This is a genomic window from Pirellulales bacterium (assembly GCA_033762255.1).
Lineage (GTDB): Bacteria > Planctomycetota > Planctomycetia > Pirellulales > JALHPA01 > JANRLT01.
The window spans coordinates 24468-49423 of the sequence record JANRLT010000014.1; the positions used below are offsets into that span (position 1 = coordinate 24468).

Consider the following 24956-nt stretch of genomic DNA (forward strand, 5'->3'; position numbering starts at 1 on the left):
CATGTGTTTTCTATCCGCGATTATCCGTGCAAATCCGTGGCTCAATCCCCACCGCTGATTTTTTAGCCACTGATTAACACTAATGAAACACGGATTTATATCGTGTAGCGGCACGCAAGAATTTTGACACATAGAATTTTCATCCGTGGCGATCCGAGAAAATCCGTGGCTCAATTGTATACAAATTGCTCCTAGCGCAACCTTAATTCCCTTTTTGCAATCCTTCTTGCAATTGCCTTAAAATTTCGGGATTTAACCCCGGCGGCGGGGAAATGCCATTCAGTCCGTCGGCTCCGCCGAATCCCGGCGGCGCGCTCCCGTCCGCGGCATTCATCCCTTTCATTTGAATCAAGTCGTCTTTGGTGAGGTGGATTTGTTTGTAAACGTCATCGGAAATGACGTAATACCACTGGGCAAAGCGATCGTTGAGTTGTTTCGCCAGATTGCGCCCCGCTTGCAGTTCCTCGTTGTACTTTTTGAGCTTTTCCGCATTGCGTGCTTCGACTTGCTTGCGTTGCAATTCCCACAACTGCTCCGCCTCGGCGGAAGTTGTTTTCGCGGGTTCGGTGGTGGCCGCCGGAACGGGTGCAGGCGCTGTCGTCGCGGGACCTGTCGTCGCGGGCGCCTTCTCGGTATCTGGCGGCGCTGCCGTGGTCGTGGCGGGCGGGGATTTTTCCGTCGTGGTGTCAGTTTCGGCTTTGTCAGCCGCGGGGGTTTCTGTTTTGGGCTGCGCCGCGCTTTCCGCCTGAAACTTTACCGGTTGCAACCGCAGGCGGCGCGGCGCGACGGCCTGCTGATCCTGTTTGGCCTCCTGGCTTTTAGGTTGGGCGGGAGCTGGCTCCGTCGCGGGAGTTTTTTCCGTGGCAGGCTTTTCCTGGGTATTATCGGCGGCGGGCGCGGCCGCTGGTTTGTCATCTGTAGCGGTCGCGGGCGCATCCGCGGGGGGCTGGGGGGACGTTTTTTCTGCCGGGGGAACCGCAGGTGTATCGGTCATGGGAGCCGGCTCCGCGGGCTGCTCTCCCGGTTTGGGTGGAATCGGCTCCAGCTCGGGCTTTTTGATCAGATCCGGGTTAAAGCGGGTCGAGACCATGATCAGCCGCTGGCGAGTCGTGTTGGACGCCAGTGGATTCCCCTCGGCGCCAGCGTTAGTGGCCGCGCCGGTCCCCTCGGTGCGGGATTCGCCAAACCGCAAGATATATTCCACCCCGTTTTGCAAGCGGGCAATCACTTCGCCATCCTTGCCCCCCAACTCCAGGCGATTTTGCTCATTGGGTATGAGATAAAATCCCAAGATCGCCATATCCTCGGCGACGGCGGCGTGTTCGACCTCGTTAATCTGGGTGATATCCTTGGACTGCAAAATGTTAATTAATTCCTGCGGCTTGCGCTTGACGTCGATGATTTGCAAATTACGCAGGGCGGACTTAAGATCGCCCGCCTTGGCGGTGTTCAGCTCTTGATCCTCCGCTAGTTTGATCTCTTGTGGCTTGCCGTCGGTGTATTCGGTCGCGGAGCGAATCTTCCAGTCCGCCTGGGCGTCCGGCAAGTCCAAGACGATGGTGCTTTTCGCCGCCCGTTCCGGCTGGAGCAGCGTGACCCCCTGGTAGGGAATGCGCTTGATCGTGTAGTTGTAATCCTGCAATTCGACATTCGCCAATTTCCCGTCCCCAAACTTCAGCAGGTCGGTCTCGATCCAATCGACAAAGTTGGTCGTGAATTCGTCCGATTTCAGGTCCACCACATAGACCGGATCCTCGTCCTGAATGCGCACATAGCGCTGAGTGGTTTGCTGCGCGGTAAAGTCCAGGGGATTGGGCGTTTTGCCCGCGACATCCTGAACTTTGTTCCCCAGGATAATCTGTGCCAGGGGCTTGTTGCCCGCGTCGCGAATGACGACCAGCTTGCCCACGGCGGGGTCGGTGGGGGACTTGGCTGGGGAAAGCGCCGCTTTGGCGTCTTTGGCGTTGGCATCTTTAGAGTTGGCGGCTTTGCCAGCGGCGGTTTTATACAGCGCGAGCTGTTCCTGCAGTTTGGCGGAGTCGGTCGCGGGGTCCAACACGCCAAATTCAGCATGTTGTTTGGGATTTTCACTGGCGAGGCGCAGCGGCTCCAGATTGACCAGGCTGGTGGCGGCGGCGTACAGCCGCTCCTTACCATCGGCGGGATAATTATCCTTGGAAGGCAGCGTCCATTTATCATTGACGCGTTCGACTTTGAATTCGTCACGCTTGCCTTGACGCTCGTCAAAAGTCACCACCTCCAGGCTGGCGGCCTTATCGGGCTTGCATTCGGGAAAAAGGGGCTGGCCGATCTTGGAGGCTTGATCCACGCGCGGCGGCGCGGGAAGCGTGGCATAGCCTACGGCTAGCAGGACTAGGCCAATCGCGACAAAAGTGGAGGTGCGTAAAAGTTCGGGCATAACGGTAATCCTGATTGTCTTTTGGAAATATTCGTAAAAATTCAATCAACAAAAATCCACGCGGCCCAAAAATGCAACGCGGAACAGCCGCCTAGCGCAGGCGGTTGCGGCTGACACCTTCTTGTTCCTGGGCCTTGCGGCGGAAGTAAACAAAGAACGCCACCACCAGGGGAAAGATCGGCGGCAGGATGATCGCCATCGCCTTGTATTTGTTTTGGATCCCCTCCAACTGTTGCAGGCTCTTGCGTTGCAAATCGCCAATTTCGCGGTTGTACTGGCTTTCCAGTTGCTTAAACGTGGTCTGCGCGGCGTTGGATTCAATCCGATCCACATACTCCAACTGCTCATCCAGCGCATTCAGCTTATCCTGATATGCGGTCGGGTCGATTTGATTATTATCCAGTAGCGCGCGTAATTGTTTCTTGGCCGCGGTAATGCCGTCCACCTTGCCGCGAATTTCGTTGCGAATCTGGTTTTTGGTGTTCTCAAAACTCTCTTTGGCGGCTTCGGTCGCAGCTTTCATTTCATCGGCATTGGCCCGGTTTTGCTCCTCGATGGTCCGCAGCGTATTCGGCTTGAGCGTGCGCTTGCGCACATCGACAAAGCGGTCATCCCCGGCCAAATTGTCAACCATGTTGAGCGCGAGGGTGACATTATCCAGTTGCAAGTCGATCCCCGGAAAAACCTCGTTATTTTCACGGGTCGCAAAAAACAAATTGTGCAATAAATCCACGTCCGTCACCACAATCACATGCAACGGAGCGGCAGTCGCCGTCGCGGAATTGGTCAGCTTGTCCAGGGCCGCGGCGTTCTGGGCGGCGACCGCGTTGCCAGGGTTTGGCTCTGGCGTGGAGGCTGTTGGCGACATTGGCGGAGCCGGGGGGACCGCGTCGGCCGACTTACCCGCGGAATCAGCCGCTGGGGCCGAGCCATTCGCGGGCGTCGCCTGCGCCAGGCGAATTGCCCGCCGCGCGCGCTCGGGGGAATCCCGCCGCGCGCGCTCGGGGGAATCACTGTCCTCCATCGGCAGGATGGCGGCCCCGGACTGGCTTTGATTGCCGCGAATCATCGCCGCCACCACAAAAGCCCCCGGACGGGGAACCTCAAAGCGACTCAATCCCGATCCCGCCCGTCGCAGTTGCTGCTGCAACGCCTCCCGCGCGTCCCCCGCAGTGATATAGCCCCCCGCTTCGCTGGTTCGGACCAGATATTGCATATTTGTCGTCCCTTCTTGGTCCTTGACCAGCGAACCGACAAACGGCAAGAACACCTTGTCCAGTCCAGCCGTGACCGGACTAGCGGGATTGAATGGATTGTTGGCCGTTTGATCCTGGCTGCTCACAAATAGCATCTGGCGATAGATCTGATTGACCAGCCGCTTTTCCGGCAGGTAGTCGCTCCACACGATAAACGTGCCATCCAATAGCGGATCTTGCTTGCGCCGTTCCCGCAGTTGAAACGGGTCCGGCTCGTCCTGGGGCAATAAGTTGAATTCTTGCTCTTTTAGGCGTTTCTCCTTGGCCTCCACCCAGCCGGGGGGAGCGTTCTCGAGCCGCACGCCCAAGGTTTGCCAGAGGGTCTCGATCGGCTGATCGGCGGTGACCATGCCGGGATGCGTGCTTTGCAACGATCTGCCAAAATAAAAGGGAAAGGGATCCTCAAAGACGAGTGTTTTTTGGCCCGCTTTGATCGCCGCAGCCAGGTTGTCCATTTGCGGCTGGGTCAGGGTGGAGGGCTGAATGGCAATCAGAGCCGCAAACTTGGGCTCGCCGTCCAGCTTTAATTCGATCGGTTGCGTGGGATCGACAGAGATCACTTCGTACTGTTTTTTAAGCTCGTTGACGAACAGTTCAAAACCAGTCCCCCGTTGCGGGCCGCGTTCTGGCTGGGATGGGCCTAGCACCTCGGCTTGGGTCTTGACAATGCCGATCCGCTTTTTCTCTGGCTGGGTGACGGCGCTGATCGAATGGATCAGTTCATATTCCAGCGGCAGATCCTTGTCAAAAAAGGGCTTGACCAGTTTGCGCGGGCCGCAGGTAAACGCCATGCCCAAAAAGATTTCCTCTTCCTTGATTTTTCCCCGTTCGCGAATTTCCTGCAGCACGGGCCGAATGTCGTAGGTATCCTCCGCGCGGGCGGCTTCCTCGGTGTCGGGTTCGACGGTGATAATCCGGGTAGAGACCTTGCGGTCGCTGCGCTGTTCGATCTCGCGCAAAAAATTCTCTAGCGACAGCCGCTGCTGTTGATAGGCTTCGGGCAATACCGGACTGACAAAGGCCTCGACCAGGACCGGTTTGTCCCCCGGCAAGTCCCTCAATATAGCCAGCGTGCTGGCTGACAACGAATTGAGCTGTTTATCGCTGGCGTCAAACCGGCCCAGGGAATGGCCGGTAAAGAACAGGTTGATCCCCGCCACCGCCGCGGCCAGACCCCCAAAACGCAGCAAATAATGCCACCACAGCGACTGCCCGTCCCGCCCGCCGCTCCAGTGGCGGCGGCCAATCAGCACCATGCATAAATACAGTCCCAACACGGTGATGCCCAAAAAATAGACCATCCCCGGCAGGCTGACCACGCCCCGCCCAAAATCATGAAAATGATTGGCAAACGAAAAACTTTTGATTAGCTTCGCGGTGGTCTCGTCAGTGTTAAAGGAGTTGGCCCATTGGGCGATGACAAACGGAGCGTTAAACAGAGCGCCCAAGATAAACGACACCGTCAGGTTGTTGCTCAGGAATGACGCCACCATGCCGATGGAGAGCATCGCCACGCCCAAAAGCAGGTAGCCCAAATAATTAGTAAAGAACAGTCCGTAGTCCATGTAGCCGTCGGACAGCAGGTACAGCACCGAAAAGCTGCAAAACAGCGAAAACAAGAGCGACACGGCGTAGATTCCCGTCGCGGCCAGAAACTTGCCCATTACGACATCCAGATCCCCAGCGGGAATCGTGAGCAGCAGTTCATCCGTCCCCTGGCGGCGTTCTTCGGTCCAAATGCTCATGGTGATCGCCGGAATAAACACCAGCAAAATCCAGGGCATGTAGAGGTTCAATTGTTCCAGATTGGCCAGGTTGGCGTTAAAAAAATCATCCGGCCAAAACGCCGCAAAACTGCTCAGCAGCACAAACAGGCAGATAAAGACATATCCCGTCGGCGTGCTAAAGTAGCTCACCAAGTTGCGATTGAAAATTGCCGAGACGACGTTCCAGTTCATATATCAACACCTAATGGCTAACGTGGCTGGGTAAAAAACTGCCCGGGCCGCGCACTAACCGCGCGGCCCCCATAAGTTTTGTAAATGGCCTAGGCCCGCGCCCCGGCCAGGGGATTTGGCCCCTTGGTCCAGTTTTGCGCGGCGCGGGTCAGCGACAAAAACTGATCATCCAGGCTCTGGCCGCTGGCTTTGAGCTCTTCGACCGGGCCATCGAACATTTTCCGCCCCTCGGCGATAAAGATCACGCGATTGGCAATCGCCTCCACCTCTTGCAAAATATGCGTTGACAGCAAAATCGTTTTGTTCTGGCCCAGACGGCGGATGGCCTCGCGCACTTCGCGGATTTGGTTGGGATCCAGGCCCGCCGTTGGCTCGTCTAGTATTAGCACATCCGGTTCGTGCAAGAGCGCCTGCGCCATGCCCACGCGCTGGCGGTACCCTTTGGATAATTTGGAGATTGATTTGCCGATGACCGCCTTTAAGTCGCATTGCTCGATGACGGCGGCGATGCGGGCAGCCTTGTAAGAGCTGTCCAGCCCCCGCGCGTCGGCAAAAAACTCGAGCAGCGTCCGGGGGGTCATGTCGGGATAGAGGGGGCCGTTTTCGGGGAGGTAGCCCAAATGCCGGGCACCGGCCAGGCGTTCGGTCGCCATGTCATAACCGGCGATTTTGGCCGTGCCGGTGGAGGGGCTTAGGTAACCGGTCAGCAGCTTCATGGTGGTGCTTTTTCCGGCGCCATTCGGCCCTAAAAATGCCACCACCTCTCCTCGATTGAGCGTAAAGCTGACGTCCCGCGTCGCCGCAAAATCCCCATAAAATTTGGAGAGCCCCAGGGCTTCGATCATTGGTTGTTCGCGGCTGGCGACCATACAAAAAATCCCGCAAGAAAAAGATGAGCAATCCGGCAAAGGACGGTTTTACGTCCTTTTAGCCCGGTTTGCTTGTTCTACGAAGCAAAACCACAATTTGCTCAGTCCGGTGGGGCCTGGCATGTTCAAAACTTACACAGAAAATGGCTTTTTTTCTAGGGTGCGGGGGGCGTGCGGTTTGTGCCGCGGGTGGATTGGCCCGCGTGAAGGTAGAACTCTCATCATAAAGAGACGATCTGCCCGCTGGCCACGCTCGCTTCTTCCGCTTCGAGAATTTCCAGGCACTGCACTGGATCCTCTAGTGTTACCACCGTCGGTCGCTCCCCTGCGTGGATACAATCCACAAAATACCGCAATTCGCACAAATAACCGGTTTCCTCCGGCAAATGAATCGGCTGCAAAACCCCATTTTGGCTGACCTGCAGCGCGGGTGTACGACCCAGGCGATAATCCAAGGTGGCCTCCTCGCAATTAACGGTGTACGCCATTTCAAAGCCGAACCCCGGTGCCAGCGACCAGGACCCCTCCGCCACGACCAGTTCCGGGCCGCTTCCCGCCGGATAGAGATACTGTGTCACCAAATGATCCACCGCGCCGCTGGTTTTGCTATACCCCCGGCTAAACACGCCCGCCGGCCTGCCAAACAGATAATACACAAAATCGGTGTCATGAATGTGCAAATCCAACAGCGCCCCGCCGGAAAGCTCTCCCTTGCTGTACCAACCCGCGGGCATGCTGGTCACCCGTCGAAACGTGGCGCTGCGCACCCGGCCATAGCGATTGGCCGTGATGGCATGTTTTAGCCACGCCCATTCCGGCCAAAACCGCAGGCACATCGCCGTCATAAACAGCCCCGGACTGGCCGCGGCCGCCGCCACCATTTGCCGCGCCGCCGCCGCTGTGCGGGCGAGCGGTTTTTCACACAATACGTGCTTTCCGGTCGCCAGTGCCGCCGCCACCAACTCGGGATGCGTGGGCGTGGCGGTGCAAATATCAATCAGTTGCAGTTCGGGGTTATTGAACACATCCGCCATCTGGGTGGTCCCGGTGATGTTGGTCATGTCCAACCGCTGTATCCCCGCCCCCAGGACGTTCCCCTCGGTCCCGACCATATTGCCGCTGGCCCGCTGGGGATTGCGGTCGCAGATCATGGTGACCTGGACATTGGGCAGCAGTTGGTACGCCTCAAAGTGCGTGCGGCCCATCATGCCCATACCGATAATGCCGACGTTGATCATGGGGTGGTGGAGGATGGAGTTTAGAGGAGTGGAGTTTGGTTTTTGGGTTTGGGAGAAGAGGAGTTTTTTAAATCATCACCATCGTGGACGATTGTCAAAAAAGGACATTATGAGCGCAAATATGATAATAACAATAAGCGGTATTGTCACAGCCATCACAAATGAGAATACTGGCGACCATAAAGCGAGCGAAATATGCTTTTGTTCAGGGTCCACTTCATGGTCTGCTAGAAACTCGGCCTGATGCTCTTGTTTTAAATCCGACAACGGTGATTCATAGGGATTAAATTGCATGAGCAATGTTGCTAGGCGTTTGCCGCGGGCATGGCTCACTCTAAGCCGCCGCTACGACCTTTGCAATTTTATCCACCGCGGTGCGAATATCCGCAATGCGCTGGTCCCCCGCCTCACGTTCGATCATCAAGTTCCCTTGAAATGCCTGCCGTTCCAAAATGCCAAAAAACCCATTCCAATTGACTTCTCCCTGGCCCACGGGGACCTCGGTTCCCCATTCTCCCTTGACCGGCGAGCGGATCGCGTCCTTGATATGACAACTGCGCACATGGGGCAACAACAGCTCGAGCGCGGAGAGAGGGTCGCCACTGCCGTACAGGAGCATATTCGCGGGGTCAAAGTTGATCCCCACATTCGGCCGTTTTAATCGCTGTAAAAAAGCCAACAGCGTCTCCGCTGCTTCCTGGCCAGTTTCTAGGCAGATCACAATGCCGCGCGTGGCAAACAGATCCGCTACCTGGGTCATCCGGTCTAAAATTTTAGCATAGATCGGGTCGCCGGAATCAGGGGGAATAAAGCCCGCGTGCATCGTGATTTGGGTGATACCCGCCGAGGCGGCCAGCGGCAACACAGTTTGAAAATTCTTCCAACTGGCGGGCCAGGTCTCGTCGGGCAAGACGCCGCCGGTCCGGTGAATCGCCGCGATACTGCTATAGTCCTCACCCACGCAGCCGACCATGCCGCTGGCGATCTTGACTTCGGCCACGCGCAGGGCCTCCCAGCCGGTTTCCCATACGCGGGGTTGCTCGTGAAAGGGGTCCAGGGCTAATTGCACCTGGCCCAGGCCGATGTCGTGCGCGGCCTGAACCAAGTCCGCGGGGTGCCGGGGGCGAACCGACCAACTGCAAAAACCCAATCGTGGCTGTAACAGCATGAATTTGGTGTTCATAACTTTGTTCGGGCTTAATATGAATTTAACCGCAACGCGGTTATGGAACGTAGCCCAGGGTTGCCGCGCAGCGGCTACCCTGGGTAAGGATTGATATAAAAACACTATACCGCAATGCGGTTTCGGAAGTTCGTTGCAGTTCAAGCAATGCCTTGGGAAATCCTTGCAAGGCAATCACCTGATTAACCTACTTATCATAACGGATTCCAACCCGCCTGGTACAACCCCGCTAGGGCCAGCCAGCCGGCGCTTTCCGCCGACACCGCCCCGGGCTGGTCCCACGCGTCGATCCGGATGTGATTGACCAATTGATAGAGTAAGTTCGCCCGTATCTCGCGCATTAACTCATCCGAAAACGCCGCATACCGGGTAAGCTCGCTTACCAAAACCAGCCGATTGGGCCGCATAAAGTTGACCGCATTGGCGATGCCCATGGCCAACAGCCGCAGCATCTGCCGCATCCGTTCGTCCGTCGGCGAATACTGCGCCGCCCGGTCAAACAGCGCGCTTTGCGACGTGGTTTCGTTCGCCGATTCCCATTCTTTGTTATGCGCCGCTTGGCCATTGGCGCCGCTGGCAGGCTGGTTTGCCGTCAAAAACGCCGAACTACAGATACGCTCAAGGCAGCCGATATGACCGCAGTAACAAGGCTCGGTCTCGACCGGCAGTCGGGTATGTCCCAGCTCGTTCGCACCGGATAGACAACCGCGGTTGGGGCGACCGTCAATCAACATGGCCGCCCCCAAACGTCCATCCCCGGCATAGACCAACAGCACGTCTTCTCGCTCTTCGGCCAAATGCGTGAGCAACCACCGCACCGCCAAGGCGTGCATGTCATTTTCAAAGACGATTGGTTTGCCCGCCGCGGCCGTAAAAATCCCCTCTAAATTCAAAGGATGCGGCGTTCGGTTGAGCGCGCTAAAGAGAATCGATTTGTTCGCCTGGTCTAAAAAACCCCGGGAACTGATGCCTATGGCCAAGGTTTGGTCCTTGACCGTCTGTCGTAGCAGCCGGGCCGCGGTTTGCAGGGCTTCCTGTGGCAAGTCCGTCGCCTGGACCTGCGATTTTCCCAGCATCTGGCCCCGTAAATTTAACCTGGCCAGTTCCACCTGCCCCTGGCCAAACGACAGGCCCAGCACGTGGCGGGTGGCCATGTCAATTTCTAATGGAATGCGGGGCCGCCCCTGGCCGACTGATTCGGGGGAGCCTTCCTTGAGAATGCCCAATTGCAATAGGGCCGCCGCTTCGCTGCCGATGGCGTTGGGATTCACGCCGGTCCGTTCGTGCAGTTCCCAGCGGCTGAGGCGGCTTTCGCGCCAAATTAAGCGTAAAATTTCTTTTTGGCGTAATTCCAGCAGCATGCGAATTAAATCCCTGGTTTTGAATAAAGCCGCCGCAATTTTAGCAGAAGATTCGCAGAAAACCAGCACTTTATGCGAATCAGAATTGACAATTATTGTAAATCAATACAATAAACATTCGCATTTCAAAATTCCATTGGCGAATTCTTTGTGATTTGCACAATAAGGGTGGCCAACACCGCCACCCTGGGCCTATCTTTCTTTGCTGGAGCCGCACCGCATGTCCCAACTTCCCCTGGCCACCGAACGCATTCCCGTTCAGGTTTTTCCACAATCCACCGCCGTCAACCGCGCCGTGGCCGCGGAAATTGCCCAATTAATCCGGGAACGTGCCCAGGCGGGACGACAATGCGTCCTAGGTTTGGCCACGGGTTCCACGCCGACGGGCGTCTATGCCGAGTTGATCATGCTGCACCAGACAGAGGGGCTAAGCTTTAAAAATGTCATCACATTCAACCTGGATGAATATTACCCAATGCAGCCGCTGGAACTGCAAAGCTATGTCCGGTTCATGCGGGAACATTTGTTCGACCATGTGGATATATTACCGGAAAACGTGCATATCCCCGATGGGACCCTCCCGCGCGAGGGGGTCAACGAATTTTGCCTCGACTACGAACGCCAGATTACCGCGGCGGGGGGGATCGACATTCAAATCCTGGGGATTGGCCGGACGGGGCATATCGGCTTTAACGAGCCAGGCTCGGGCCGCGACAGCCGCACCCGCATGATCACGCTGGACGGAGTCACGCGGTTGGACGCCGCCAGCGACTTCTTTGGCGAACAGTACGTCCCCCGCCGGGCCATCACCATGGGCGTGGGGACAATTTTAGCCGCGCGGCGGGTCATCTTGATCGCCTTTGGGGAACACAAAGCGCCGATTGTCGCCACGGCGGTCGAACAACCGATCACCGATGCCGTGGCGGCCAGCTTCTTACAGCTCCACCCTAACGCCACGCTGATGCTGGACGAAGCGGCCGCGGCGGAACTAGCGCGGGTTAAAACCCCCTGGCGGTTTGGCGTGGTCGAATGGTCCCCCACCATGATCCGCCGGGCGGTCATTTGGCTAGCTCGATTGCTAAACAAGCCTATCCTTAAACTGACCGACGAGGATTACAACGAACACGCCCTGCAGGACCTGCTCGCGGATCATGGGCCGGCCTACCGGATCAATATCGATGTCTTTCGCACCCTGCAAGAAACCATCACCGGCTGGCCCGGCGGCAAACCCGACGAAAAGAAGCGGCCGGGGGATATTCGCCGCAAAACCGACACCATTTTTCCCAAACGTTGTTTGATCTTTTCTCCCCATCCCGATGACGACGTCATTAGCATGGGGGGGACGCTGATTCGGCTGGTTGATCAGGGACACGAGGTGCATATCGCTTATCAAACGTCGGGCAATATCGCGGTCTTTGACGCCGACGCCCTGCGATTTGTCGATTTTTCCTTGGAATTTAATCGCCTGTTTCATATCTCCCCCGAACATACCCAAAGGATTGAACGGCATATTGAGGAATTTCTGCGTAATAAGCAGCCCGGCCAAGTGGACAGCCCCGAAGTCCAGCAAATCAAAGGGATGATCCGCCGGGGAGAAGCCCGCGCCGCCAGCCGCGATTGCCGCGTCCCGATGGACAATCTGCACTTTTTGGACATGCCCTTTTATGAAACGGGCAAGGTCAAAAAGAAACCGTTGGGTGAGGAAGACATTCTGATAACCCAGCGTCTGCTGGAGCAAATCAAACCGCACCAGATTTACGCGGCGGGGGATCTGACCGACCCGCACGGGACGCACCGGGTTTGCCTGGCGGCGGTGCTGGCAGCGGTCGAGCGGGTGCGCGATCAAGAATGGTTTAGCCAGTGCGAAGTTTGGTTGTACCGCGGCGCCTGGCAGGAATGGGAACCGGAAAAAATTGAAATGGCGGTTCCCATTAGCCCCGAGGAACTGCTGCGCAAGCGGACCGCGATCTTTAAGCATCAATCACAAAAGGACCGGGCCATGTTTCCTGGCAGCGATAGCCGCGAATTTTGGCAGCGGGCCGAAGACCGCAACCGCGCCACCGCCCGCCTGTACGACCAACTAGGCCTAGCGGAATACGAGGCGATCGAGGGGTTTGTGCGCTGGCGCGGCTAATGTAGCAGGCACCGTCCCGGTGCCGTTTGGTTTTTGGGTTTTGGTGGAATAAAATTCCTACCGCAGCAAGATGGCTGGAATAGCTGGGTGGCTGGGGTCGAGCCTAGGCGAGCCCCCAGTTGGGGAGAAGTGTAGCTCCTGAGGAGAGCAATCTTTATAGTAAGATTAGTCAATATTAATTGATTCCTCCCCCTTAGCGGAGTGATATTGTAGCTGCGGACGCAAGTCCTCGGACAGCAATTATTACAACAGCAAAGCCATGTAATGCTGGGGCAACGCGCAGCGTGCCCCCATCTTGTGGCGAGTTTCTCTGGCGGAATGCGTTGCTGGTTTTTTGCAAATGGTTACACGCGACTCTTAGCGGCAAGTTTTACTCGCTGATTTGGAGTTTAAAAGCTTGATATATTAGTTTGTCCCCTAGGTCGCAATATGATCCGTCGTTCCCTGGATCCCGGTGCTGGTTTGTCGTTCTGGGTCAATACCCGGCGTTAATTCTAGGGGCCAATATCCTAGTGTAGTGTCTCTGAATTAAGTGAACCACAAATTATAACCGAGAACTGATTTTTCTGAGTACTGGACCGGGATTTCCAAATTTCTAAAAGTAGCCATCAGTGAGAGACACTACACTAGCCTATCCCAACCATAAGTCCCGCAGATAACAAATGCACTGATTCAGGGATTTAGTCTCTCAAAGAGAAAAGGGAATCATCAAGCCTCCAAAAATGATAAAAATACGCTATTCCTTGCTAGCATAATCTATGGCAACCAGCGACTTTATCGCTTGGGTAGTCTATGTTACCGCATTCCGTAATTTCAGCCCCACGGTGCATAATCTCCGATTAATATCAATAATAAGCCAAAAGGATTTGGCTCATAACATAAAATGGAGTTTTCCATGCGCTGGTTGACGCTGTGGGGCGGGGTGTTGCTGGCTTTGCACGGTGCGGCTACCGGGGCGCGGGCACAATCGTTCGGCGTAGAACTCCACAACACGCTAATGCCCGCTTCTGGCGGGATGGGGGGGGTTAGCATCGCCCAACCCCAAGACCTAACCAGCGCCATCAATGGCAATCCCGCGGCCCTAACTCAATTTCAGGGAACGCAATTTCTATTTAGCGGAGCCTGGGCCGAGCCGACTTTTAACCTGACCCAAACAGGCAATATTCCACCGGTTGGACCGCCACTTATCGAACCTTATTCGGCCAAATCCACCGCGCCCGGCACTCCGGTGGGGAATATCGGTGTAACCCAGGATCTAAGCGAATTGGGCTTGCCCGCCACACTGGGGATCGGATTTATCACGAGCGCCGGGGGGTTTGTGGATTTTCGCCAAATTCCCGAGAGCTACGGCACAAACACCGGGCAAGTGATTTTTAATCTGCCGGTCATGGTCGGGATGGACTTGACGGACCGGCTGTCGGTGGGCGGGGGGATGGGCCTGGGGATCGCGTTTTTTGACGGGCCTTTTGTAGGGGTGGGGGGAATGACCCCCGATTACGCGCTGCGGGGGACACTCGGGGCAAATTATCTGCTGAACACCACGACCACCGTCGGGGCGTATTATCAGACCGAGCAGTCCTACACTTTTGATAACGCGTTTTTGCTCAATCCCGGCCCGGGACAATCGGCGTTCGATGTCGACATGGACTTGCCACAGAATCTGGGATTTGGCATTGCCAATACATCGCTGATGGAGGGCAAGTTGCTCGTGGGGATGGACGTGTTGTACAAATTGTGGGACGAAGCGGATTTGTACCGTGCAATCTATGAAAACCAATGGGTGTTGCAGTTTGGGGCGCAATATACGCGCGGCAAATACCGTTTGCGGGCGGGCTATGTCTGGGCCGAAAATCCCCTTGATCAAGATCCTGGTTCCAATATTGGCGGTGTCGTCCAGCCCGGAGGGCTGCGGTCTGTACGTTACACGCAGGGACTCTTAGCCATTACCAGCCAACACCGGATCACCATGGGGATTGGCGTGGTCGATGTGCTACCCGGGATCGACTTGGACTTTATGGCCGGGGGAATGTTCCGTGACAGTGAGCAATTGGGAGACTTTACCCGGACTTCAATCGAAAGTTATTGGATTGGCACGGGGTTGACTTGGCGGTTTGGGCGCGGATCGTGCGAACGCCTGCCGGTCCCCGCCACCTGGAGCGGCTAATAGTGTTTGTCCGAGAAACGGTAAATGATAAACAGCGACGGGGCGGCGGATCAGGCCGACCGCCAGGCTCGCTTTTTTAAAAAATCCATAAAACCAGGGAAAAGCAGCCTCCCTCCCCTGCGCTATTTACCTTCTGCTGCCTGTTTAGCGGCTTCCTCCAATTGACGGATATCCGCCGGTGTTAGCACCGGACGATTGATCGTCAGTGTGATATCGAGAAGCTTTCCAGTAAAGGCAAATGGCACTTTGTAATCCGAGTCGTCCACGGGGGTGCCGGTGTCGGAGCCAACATCGAGATTTTCGTCCCATTGCAGGATGAGTGGTATTGTTCGTTCCATGGCATGTTCGGCCACGACATTGCCGTCCACCTTCAAGGTGCCGAAGCCGCCGCGTCCCACCCCGCTCAAACTATTAAACGCCAAGGTCTCCATACCCAGGCCATCATATTTAAAGTCGAATTCCAGCGTGTGCTTTCCTGGCGCGAGCGATTCTTTACCTTCCCACTTTACCCGCATTAAATCGACCAAATTCCAGGTAAAGACAGGTTTACCTTCCAGCAGATAAAATCCGTAACCGCCAAACCGGCCCCCTTGGGTGATGAGGACGCCGGAAGCCCCATTTTCGGGCACTTCGATCTCGGCCACAAATTTATAGGACGAGTTAAGAATACTGGGGGCGTCACCATTGGGAGTTCCCGTGAGGGGACGTTTCCAAGTAAAGACATTACGGCCAGCGGTGATGCTGGGGCGCGGGGTTATTAAGCGCGTGGCCACCGTGGAATCTAGCGGGAGAACATTGTACTTTTGCGCTTCTTGCCAAAAAATCGCTTGTAGTTCTTGTACTTTTTCCGGGTGCTTCTGGGCAAGGTCGTTTGACTGTGTCCAGTCACTTCGCAGGTCATACAATTCCCAGGGATACTCTGCTGGATTGGAGCCCACGCCTCCCATGACCACCCATGGTGGACGCATGACCTTGGTGCTGGCGATCCAGCCATCATGGTAAATCGCGTGGTCCCCCATCATTTCAAAGTACTGCGTTTTTCGCGCGGACGGGGCGTCGGCGTTTTTCTGGTCAAAGGTGTACAGCATGCTGACACCTTGGATCGGCCGCTGGGGAATGCCGTCCACAACTTGCGGTTGGGAAATGCCCGCCGCCTCCAAAATAGTGGGAACAATGTCGATAAAGTGATGAAATTGATGACGCAGGCCCCCTTTGTCCTTGATTACTTTGGGCCAAGAAATAGCCATTCCTTGCCGTGTCCCGCCAAAGTGCGAAGCAACCTGCTTTGTCCAAGAAAAAGGCGTGCAAAACGCCCAAGTCCACGGCACGGTCATGTGGTTGTATGTTTGGTCCGACCCCCACACGTTGTAAAACCGCGCTAATTGCAATTCAATGGGCACCTGCACGCCATTAAACATGGCCACTTCATTAGGCGTGCCAAAGAGTGTCCCCTCCGCACTGCTACCATTATCCCCGCTGATATAAATGATCAGGGTGTTATCCAATTTTCCCATGTCCTCGACAGCTTGGATCACACGGCCGATTTCGTGGTCGGTGTACATTAAATAGGCGGCATACACTTCCACTTGCCGCAGATACATTTTCTTTTCGGCTTCCGTGCACTGGTCCCAATCTTTGAGCAGATCTTTGGGCCAGGGGGTGAGTTTGGCATTTTGTGGAATGACTCCCAGTTTTTTCTGGTTGGCGAAGATCCGTTCCCGCAGTTCGTTCCAGCCGTCGTCAAACAAGTGCAGGTCTTGGGCTTTTTTGATCCATTCCTGGGTGGGATGGTGGGGGGCATGCGTTCCGCCCGGTACGTAATACACAAAAAATGGTTGCTCTGGCGTTAGCGTGTTTATCTGGTTCATATAGCTAATAGCGTCGTCAGCCATCGCGGTTATCAAATTGAAGTTTGGATTATCTTTGAATGGATAAATGTAGGTCGTATTGCGGGCCAGATTGGCCGGTTGCCACTGGTTGGTATCCCCCCCCATAAAGCCATAGAAATATTCAAAGCCCATGCCAATTGGCCATTGATCAAATGGCCCAATAGCGGTCGCTTGAAATGAAGGTGTGTTGTGGTTCTTGCCGAACCAGGAAGTACGGTAACCGTTATCCTTTAAAATTTTGCCGACGGTAGCCTGATCCCGCGTGATAATGCTGTTGTATCCCGGAAAACCCGTTGCTTGCTCCGCAATGACACCATATCCGACGGAATGGTGATTGCGGCCGGTGATCAGCGCGGCGCGCGAAGGAGAGCACAACGCCGTGGAATGAAAACAAGTATAACGCAAGCCGTTCTTGGCGATGCGGTCCAATGCAGGTGTGGGAATGACTCCCCCAAATGTGCTGGGTGCGCCGTATCCCACGTCATCCGTCATAATTAAGAGCACATTGGGAGCTTCCGCCGGTGGAACAATACGCGAAGGCCAGTAGGGCTTTGACTGGGCGGCATTCTTTTCGATCACACCTCCAAACGGGGCGGGGGGCGCGGGCAACTGTTGGCCAGAGATTGTGGTCGTGGCGTTAGGCGCGCCCGGTTGTCCGGTTGTTTGCGGCACAAACTTAGAGGATTGACCAGGCTCCGTTGTGGACTTTTCGGAAGTCACGGCGGGGCGCGATTTAGCCGGCAGTTGCGCAACAGCCTGTCGTGGGGGCATTCCCTGAAACCAAGCGGTGATCACGCCCAGCACCACACAGACTCCCACGAATGTCGTGCATTGTAATATCTTGTGTCTCATCAATGATCTCTTTGGTAAAAAGTGATTTCCTGAAAGCCGCAAATATACCTGAAAAAAATCAGCATGCTGTATATTTTAATTTTTTCAAATTAAAAATGTACTACCATACTCCAAATCTTCTTTCGCAAGTACGAGTTTTGGCAATCATTAAAAAGTAAATGTTACAATAACGCCATTCGGGAATATTGCAATAACTATTTAAAAGCCACATTCAATAAAATACAATTATAATAAAAAAGTTGTTCGACAAATGCGCAATGCATATCCTGGACTTTGTTTACACGTGCTAGAGGAACTGGTTAGTAGGGCGCATCATAGGGGGAAGGAAATACTTGCCAAAGTTCTTCACCCGGCATTCACGCAGCTTGATTTTTAGCCCCCCATTATCTAGATGCTATCCTGGTAATACAGTCCGGGCTAATAAGAGGCACCGTTGAGGGATAGCCCCGACTAGGCTGCAAAACCGATTTGCGATAGGAAGTCATTCAATCTAATAAAACAAAGCCCAGCAACTAATAGCTTTACCCACGCGTTCCGCTGCGCGGTGGCAGATTAGCGAAATCCAAAATTCCCGCGCTCAGTTCCCCATCCCCCGTTCCCTCCTCCTACCAAAAGAACACCACCGTCACCACCACAAAGATCGGGATGAGGATTCCCACTGAATACGCCATATAACCAAAGAAGCTGGGCATGCGCACCCCGTTTTCCTCGGCGATGGCCTTGACCATAAAGTTTGGCCCGTTGCCGATGTAGGTGTTGGCCCCCATGAGGACCGAACCGCAGGAAATCGCCATCAGCAGCGCCGGTCCTTGCGCAGTTTTTAATAGCTCGGCCAGGTACCCCGGCTGGTTGACATCGACGTGTAACATCCCGCTGGCCGCGGCGGCAAACGTCAGGTACGTCGGGGCATTGTCCAAAAAGCTGGATAAAATCCCGCTCGCCCAAAAGAATTCCCACGGCTGGTCCAGGCCCAGTTCTCCCCCTCGTACGCCCAGGATTTGCAGGGCGGGAATCATCGTGATAAAGATTCCAGCAAAGAGGACCGCGACTTCGATGATCGGCCCAAAGCCAAAATTATTTTTTTGTCGGATCACGGGGCTGGTGACCAAATAGGCGGCCACGGCGATTAATGCCATGAGTCCCTCTTGCGGGCCAAAACCCTTCCCCAATAAGCCGCTTCCCTTGGCAATGATCACGCCGACGATTCCTAGCAGAAATAGCACATTATGCAGGCCGATGATCCGCAGCGGCTCATTATCCATCAATCGTTCGAGCTGGCTTCCCTCGCGGGCTGCTTCCTCGCGATTGAGCGCGATCTGGTCCCAAATGTTAAACACCACCAGCAGGATCACATTTACCATGAGCCACTGCGGCCAGAGATGTTCCAATGTCCAAAAAAACGGCACCCCTTTCATAAATCCCAAAAAGAGCGGTGGATCGCCAATCGGCGTGAGCAAACCGCCGGCATTCGACACAATAAAAATAAAGAACACGACCACATGGACCATGTTTTGCCGCGGTGCGTTCGCGCGAATGAGGGGCCGGATGAGAACCATCGAGGCCCCCGTGGTGCCGATCACACTGGCGAGCAGCGCGCCTATGCCCAAGAGCGCGGTATTGACAATTGGCGTGCCGTCCAGCGATCCCTGGATGTAGATCCCGCCGCTAATGACAAAAAGCGCCCCCAACAAAATCAAAAACGTAATATATTCCAGCAGGGCCTCTTGCAGCAGCTCTCCCCCCGAATGGTGGTAACCAGTGGCAAATTGGGTGGCCAGATAGATAGCGATAGGAACGCCCAGGATTGCCACGATGATCCCTTTGTTGCGGTTGGCTTCCCACCAATGGCCCGCCGTCAAGGGGAGAATGGCAATACAGCCCAACAGGATGGCAAAGGGGGCGACGCTCCAAAGTGGCAGATCCGCGCCGACCTCTTTGGCATGTCCCGCCGCTTCGGCGGCCCAGGCCCCCGCGGGAAATGCAAAGATAGCCAATACACCCAGCCCAAAAGACCAACAACCCCGCGCCCCGATGCCAAACAGTTGCATGCCAACCCTCGAATTTGAAAAAAGACCCAGTGTTTTGCAAACTTTGCTCGCCTGTGTGTCGACGTTGGGCAGTCGTAGTGCGGTGTCAATATTTTGTTATGGATGAGCAATCGGGCGCAAGCCCGCGGTTGGAGCGGCAAAAACCGTGGGCATGCGCCCAGCGGCCGATCAGCCCGCTCAAATCTTTAACTATGACACAGCCTTAGGCTAAATGACGGCGCGGGGCCTGCCAAGGTCTAAGTGGGGGAGTGAGGAGGAAAAATTGAAGTTCGTGGTAAAATTCCAGTCTTTACGGACCTCGCTCGATTCTCGACAATCAATGCCAAAATGAGGTAAAGGGATTTTCCCCGTTCCTCCACTGATATTGGCGACAGATTAAGTACCGCCGATACCATTGGCGGCTTTGTTTATTACGCCCGTTCCATCCGGCGGACGGGACCTACTCGCCACCACCCCCCCTCTCCATCGCCCCATGGCACAAAACCGCAAATCCCGCCGCAAGAAAGCGTTTCAGCGCCGCACTCCCCCCGGAGCACAGCCGGGGACGATTGCCGTTGATCCGGCGGCGGGGCAGCCCGTGGTCGAAGTCTGGGCGATCGGGACCGGAAAGACGCTGGACACCACGGTTAAGAATTTGGACGAACTGCCGGAGATTGTGGCGCGGCACACGGTGACTTGGATCAATGTGGATGGTTTGGGGGATGCCCGGACGCTACAACGCCTGGGGAGTTTGTTTCGATTGCATCCGCTGGCTCTGGAGGATGTGGTCAATGTGCATCAGCGGGCCAAGGTCGACCATTATGAAAACTCGCTATTTATTGTGACGCGCATGCTGCGGCTGAATCGTCCAGAAGAGTGCGCCGTGGAAGGGGACGGATCTACTGAAACAGAGTCTCCCGATAGGTCGCAGCTTGATAAGCCTGCAAATGGCCACCACGAACCAGCCGCGCGCCTGGGGAACGAGCAACTGAGCATGTTTCTGATGGATAAGGTGGTGATCACGTTTCAAGATTCCCAGCCGGGGGACTGTTTTAGCGGCATTCGGGACCGCCTGCGCAAAGGGGACGAAAATTACGCCGCGCACGGGGCCGACTACTTTGCGTACCGGCTGTTGGACGCGGTGATCGATAGCTACTTTCCCATTTTGGAGGCGTATGGCGAACGGATCGAAAACCTCGAGGAAGAACTGCTGGAATCACAACAGCCCGTCAAGCTGCAAAAAATTCACGAGATCAAACAGGACTTGCTGCTGATCCGTCGGGCGATTTGGCCCGCGCGAGAAATGCTGCACAGCCTGGCCCGTGATATCAATCCGCTTATCAAGGAAGAGACCCGCATTTACCTGCGTGATTGTTATGACCACACGGTGCAAATTTTGGATCTATTGGAGACTTATCGCGAGTTAGGCTCCGACCTGCGGGATTTGTACCTCTCCAGCGTCAGCCAGCGGATGAATGAAATCATGAAAGTGCTGACGATCATTTCGACGCTGTTCATTCCGCTGACATTTATCGCGGGCGTGTACGGCATGAACTTTCAGTACGATCCCGAGACGGCTCCATTTAACATGCCGGAACTGTACTGGTACTGGGGTTATCCGGCCTTCTGGACGCTCATGATTGTTATTACGCTGGGCATGCTGTGGTACTTTGTGCGTAAAGGCTGGATTGGCAGCGGCTGGTGGCGGTAGGTCCTGTCCGCCGGACGGGACCTGGGTAATAAACAAAGCCGCCGATGGTATCGGCGGTCTGTGGGGGGGAGCGGTGGGGCAGGGGTGCGGAGGGGCAGGGGTGCGGAGGGGCAGGGGAGCGGAGGGGCAGGGGTGACTCCAAACTCAATCCTCCACTACTCCAAACTCCATTTCTCCACTACTCCACCCCTAGTCGTTGTTCCGTTAACTCGATCGCCTTGAGCACGCCGCGGGCCTTATTCAATGTTTCTTGGTATTCCAGCTCCGGCACGCTATCGGCCACGATCCCCGCCCCGGCCTGCACATACGCCTGGCCATTGCAAATGACAATCGTCCGCAGGGCAATGCAGCAGTCGAGATTTCCTGTGTAGTCAAAATACCCCACCGCGCCGGCGTACGGTCCGCGACGATGCGGTTCTAACTCGTCGATGATCTGCATCGCCCGCACTTTGGGCGCGCCCGAGACCGTCCCCGCCGGCAGGCACGCGGCCAGCGCGGCAAACGCGTCTTGTCCCTCCGCCAGTTGTCCGGTGACGTTGCTGGTGATGTGCATGACATGGCTGTACCGTTCGATCACCATGACATCGCTTAGTTCCACCGTGCCAAACCGCGCCACCCGGCCCACGTCGTTGCGGCCCAGATCGACCAGCATGACATGTTCGGCCCGTTCCTTGGGATCTGCCAGCAGTTCCTCGGCCAATTCGCGGTCCTCGTGTTCATCGGCCCCCCGTTTGCGCGTGCCAGCCAAAGGCCGCACGGTGATTTCGCCATCGACCACTCGCACCAGCACCTCGGGCGAGCTCCCCACCAGCGTGACGGTGGGCATGCGTAAAAAGAACATAAACGGGCTGGGATTGACCACCCGCAGCGTCCGGTAAATTTCCAGTGGCGGCACCCGCGCGGGCAAATTCAGCCGCTGGCTAAGGACCACCTGAAAAATATCCCCCGCGCGGATATATTCCACGCACTTTTCCACCGCAGCGCAAAATCCCGCTGGGGTAAAGTTTGACTCATACGCAATTTGGGGGTCGCCGCTGATGCTAATCTCGTCGAGCTTGGTCGCCGCCAGGGGAGATTCCAGCCGCTCGGTCAACTCTTTGATGGCGGCCTGGGCCGCTTCATACGCCGTGCGGGCATCCACCCGCGTTCCATCTTCCCGGACCAAGCTGGCCAGCGCGATCACTTCGATTGTTTTGCGAATATTATCAAAAACGACCAAGCGGTCAAAAAAGCCAAACGAATAATCGGGCAATTCCCGGTCATCCGGGGGGGAGTTGGGCAGATGCTCGGTAAAGCGGACCACGTCATATCCGGCATAGCCCACGGCTCCGCCGGTAAAAGGGGGCAATCCGGGAATTTTGGCCGCTTGGCGCGCTTGCACCCGGGTCCGCAGGGTGGCAAGCGGGTTTTCCACGGTGATCCGTTCGACCACAGGCTGACTGGCGGCAAAGCGGGTGATGGTCACCTCCGTCCCGCGGGCCTCCCAGATTTCCGCCGGGTCCGCCAGCAAAAAAGTGTACCGCCCAATTCGTTCTCCCCCCACCACGCTTTCAAAGAGTGCCACGCCGTTGCCGGTGTCCAGCTTTTGGAGGGCGGTGACCGGCGTCAGTTGATCGCTCAGCAGACTGCGCGCGACGGGGATCAGGGTGGCCGTGGCGGCCAAACGGTCAAATTCCGCAAAATCGGGTAGGTTCGGCATAATAAATGGTAGGGGGACGGTCGGCAATGTGCCACGGCACTGGCGGCGGGTTTGGCCGTAGGGCGCGCGGTCAAATCCGTTGTAGATTAACACTCGGATCGGGAGGGGACAATTGCCCGTGGGGACTTTGCTTTTGGGGGAACACGCTCTTGAGCGGCTGGACAAAGTTCGGGAAATGCCACATCCCGGTTAGCGTGAGGGCCATTTGCCCGCCAAGTTCGCTTGACAGGCCGACCAGTGGGGATAGAATCCCTTGGGCCGCTTGAGTTTAGGGGATTTTATCGGCATCTTGGCCAGCACATTGCCCCTTTGGCTCAAATACGTGAAAATAGGTAGGCCGGCTCAATTTTTGTCCTGGCCCGGTTTGATAACTCCCCCGATTGAATGTGGCAACCATGAAATGCCAAAAGTGTGAAAAACCGGCGACGTTTCATATCACCGAAATCGAAAGCGGCAAGCACCGCGAATTGCATTTTTGTGAAGAATGCGCCCGGCTTTACCTGGCTCCCCAGGCTGCTAGCGAGCCCGAGCCCGCAACCTCCCTGGCGGGAGCCTTGGCCCAGCAATTGGCGTTGGGTCAGACCGCCGAGGAACTATCCAAGATCGATCAACTGACCTGCCCGGTCTGTGGGATTTCTTTTTTGGAATTTCGCAACCAGGGGCGTCTGGGCTGCCCGCATGATTACGTCAGCTTTGAAAAAGAGCTAGAACCGTTGATCATGAGCATTCACAATGAAACGCGGCACGTGGGCAAAAAGCCCGCCCGCTATGCCGAGGGGACCGAACCCCTGACCGACCTGATCCGCCTGCGCCGCGATATGAAAGAAGCCGTGACCGCCGAAGATTATGAACTGGCCAGCCGCCTGCGGGACCAGATTCGGCAGATCGAGGAAAAGTCGCGCAAAGCCTCCCCCTAATTTTCCGCCTGAACCGATAATCAATCCGGCGCGCGATTCGCTTAGCCTGATTGATTCCAGCCGTTTTTTCCTGGGCATAAATTATCGTGAACTTGAACGAAATGACACAACGCCTAGGTGAATGGCTGCGGGCCAGCGGTCCGGAGTCGGACATTGTCATGAGCAGCCGGATTCGTCTGGCCCGCAACCTGGCCGAATTTCCGTTTATCAGTCGCGCCAGCGATAGCGACCGGGCGGAGATCGAAAAGCTGCTCCGTTCCGCCATCTTGCGGACGTCGTCGGCGGGCCCCTTGGAGCATGTCAACGTGACCCAGCTCGAGGCGATTGATCGGCAGTTTTTGGTCGAGCGGCAATTGATTAGCAAGGAATTGGCCGAGGGGCGGGGGCAGCGGGGGGTGATCATCAACCCCGCCGAACAAATCAGCCTGATGGTCAACGAGGAAGACCACCTGCGAATCCAATGCATGCATAGCGGCCTGGACCTGCATGGCGCGTGGCAACAAATCAATCAACTGGACGATGAACTGTCAGGGATGATCAATTACGCCTATCACCCCCGTTGGGGTTATTTGACCGCCTGTCCCACGAACGTGGGGACCGGCGTGCGGGTCAGCGTGATGTTGCACTTGCCCGCTCTGGCGATCACGCGGCAAATCGAAAAGGTCTTTCGCAGCTTGCAAAAAATCAGCCTGGCGGTGCGTGGCCTCTACGGCGAAGGCTCGCAGGCGATGGGGGATTTTTACCAGATATCCAACCAGATCACATTGGGAAGCAGCGAGGAAGACCTGGTCCAAAAAGTCAGCGATGTCGTGCCGATACTGATTAGCTATGAACGGCAGGCGCGCGAATTTTTAGTAAGCGAGCCGCAGCAAAATTTGCACGATCAGGTCAGCCGGGCGTATGGCATCTTACGCACCGCGCAGACGATCAGCTCGGAAGAGACCATGCATCTGCTGTCGCGCGTGCGGATGGGGATCAACCTGGGCCTGATCCGCGAATTGCAAATACCCGACCTGAATGAGCTGTTTTTGCAAACCCAGCCCGCCCACCTGCAAAAGCTGCGCGGGGTGGAGCTGGACACCGCCGACCGCAATATCGAGCGTGCCCGATATTTGCGGTCGCACCTGAACGGCGGCGGGCAACGGGGCGAAAAGAACTAGGGCCATAAAAATGCAGCTAAGCCTGAGTTTTGCCGCAAATAAGCAAGAAATACAAGAATAATTTTAATGTAAAACTTTTTTCTTTTTTTGCGGCTATATAATTAAACACTATTCTTGCA

Annotated in this window: 14 protein-coding genes; 5 read left to right on the forward strand and 9 right to left on the reverse strand. The window is 55.8% G+C overall.

Annotated elements, in window-relative coordinates:
• Window positions 1–202: 202 nt before the first annotated feature.
• From SFX18_03760 to SFX18_03785, 6 genes are all read right to left on the reverse strand, one after another.
• The gene (locus SFX18_03760; GenBank protein ID MDX1962244.1) at window positions 203–2419 is read right to left on the reverse strand and encodes a DUF4340 domain-containing protein; all 2217 of its coding nucleotides are present in this window, start codon (window positions 2417–2419) and stop codon (window positions 203–205) included.
• Window positions 2420–2510: 91 nt separating this feature from the next.
• Complete coding sequence (locus SFX18_03765) at window positions 2511–5633, reverse strand: Gldg family protein (protein ID MDX1962245.1); 3123 nt, start codon at window positions 5631–5633, stop codon at window positions 2511–2513.
• Between the two features lie 89 nt (window positions 5634–5722).
• Window positions 5723–6502, reverse strand: a complete 780-nt coding sequence (locus SFX18_03770; GenBank protein MDX1962246.1) for an ABC transporter ATP-binding protein — start codon at window positions 6500–6502, stop codon at window positions 5723–5725.
• A 221-nt stretch (window positions 6503–6723) separates the two neighbouring features.
• Window positions 6724–7740, reverse strand: a complete 1017-nt coding sequence (locus tag SFX18_03775) for a Gfo/Idh/MocA family oxidoreductase (protein ID MDX1962247.1) — start codon at window positions 7738–7740, stop codon at window positions 6724–6726.
• A gap of 334 nt (window positions 7741–8074) precedes the next feature.
• Window positions 8075–8923: a sugar phosphate isomerase/epimerase family protein gene (locus tag SFX18_03780; GenBank protein ID MDX1962248.1), complete on the reverse strand. Its 849-nt coding sequence runs from the start codon at window positions 8921–8923 to the stop codon at window positions 8075–8077.
• Between the two features lie 194 nt (window positions 8924–9117).
• Window positions 9118–10284 carry an ROK family protein gene (locus SFX18_03785; protein MDX1962249.1) on the reverse strand — a complete coding sequence of 389 codons (1167 nt, stop codon included), beginning with the start codon at window positions 10282–10284 and terminating at the stop codon, window positions 9118–9120.
• 220 nt (window positions 10285–10504) lie between these two features.
• Between SFX18_03785 and nagB the strand changes: the two genes are divergently transcribed.
• Both nagB and SFX18_03795 read left to right on the forward strand, forming a co-directional pair.
• Window positions 10505–12418 carry a glucosamine-6-phosphate deaminase gene (gene nagB, locus SFX18_03790; GenBank protein MDX1962250.1) on the forward strand — a complete coding sequence of 638 codons (1914 nt, stop codon included), beginning with the start codon at window positions 10505–10507 and terminating at the stop codon, window positions 12416–12418.
• Window positions 12419–13313: 895 nt separating this feature from the next.
• Entirely contained in the window at window positions 13314–14582 is a 1269-nt protein-coding gene (locus tag SFX18_03795) for a hypothetical protein (GenBank protein ID MDX1962251.1), read from the forward strand.
• A 122-nt stretch (window positions 14583–14704) separates the two neighbouring features.
• Here the strand turns inward: SFX18_03795 and SFX18_03800 are convergent, their stop codons facing one another.
• On the reverse strand, window positions 14705–17323 hold the full coding sequence (locus SFX18_03800) for an arylsulfatase (GenBank protein MDX1962252.1): 2619 nt from the start codon (window positions 17321–17323) through the stop codon (window positions 14705–14707).
• Window positions 17324–17928: 605 nt separating this feature from the next.
• Window positions 17929–19371, reverse strand: coding sequence for a sodium:proton antiporter (locus tag SFX18_03805; protein ID MDX1962253.1), 1443 nt, complete (start codon window positions 19369–19371; stop codon window positions 17929–17931).
• Window positions 19372–19843: 472 nt separating this feature from the next.
• On the opposite strand from SFX18_03805, the gene corA reads away from it, so the two are divergent.
• Window positions 19844–21061, forward strand: coding sequence for a magnesium/cobalt transporter CorA (gene corA / locus SFX18_03810; protein MDX1962254.1), 1218 nt, complete (start codon window positions 19844–19846; stop codon window positions 21059–21061).
• 178 nt (window positions 21062–21239) lie between these two features.
• Here corA and trpE read toward each other — a convergent pair whose 3' ends face one another.
• Complete coding sequence (gene trpE, locus SFX18_03815) at window positions 21240–22760, reverse strand: anthranilate synthase component I (protein MDX1962255.1); 1521 nt, start codon at window positions 22758–22760, stop codon at window positions 21240–21242.
• A gap of 395 nt (window positions 22761–23155) precedes the next feature.
• On the opposite strand from trpE, the gene SFX18_03820 reads away from it, so the two are divergent.
• Both SFX18_03820 and SFX18_03825 read left to right on the forward strand, forming a co-directional pair.
• Entirely contained in the window at window positions 23156–23677 is a 522-nt protein-coding gene (locus tag SFX18_03820; protein ID MDX1962256.1) for a UvrB/UvrC motif-containing protein, read from the forward strand.
• A gap of 86 nt (window positions 23678–23763) precedes the next feature.
• A complete protein-coding gene (locus tag SFX18_03825) occupies window positions 23764–24837 on the forward strand; it encodes a protein arginine kinase (protein ID MDX1962257.1) in 1074 nt (357 codons plus the stop codon).
• Window positions 24838–24956: the final 119 nt, after the last annotated feature.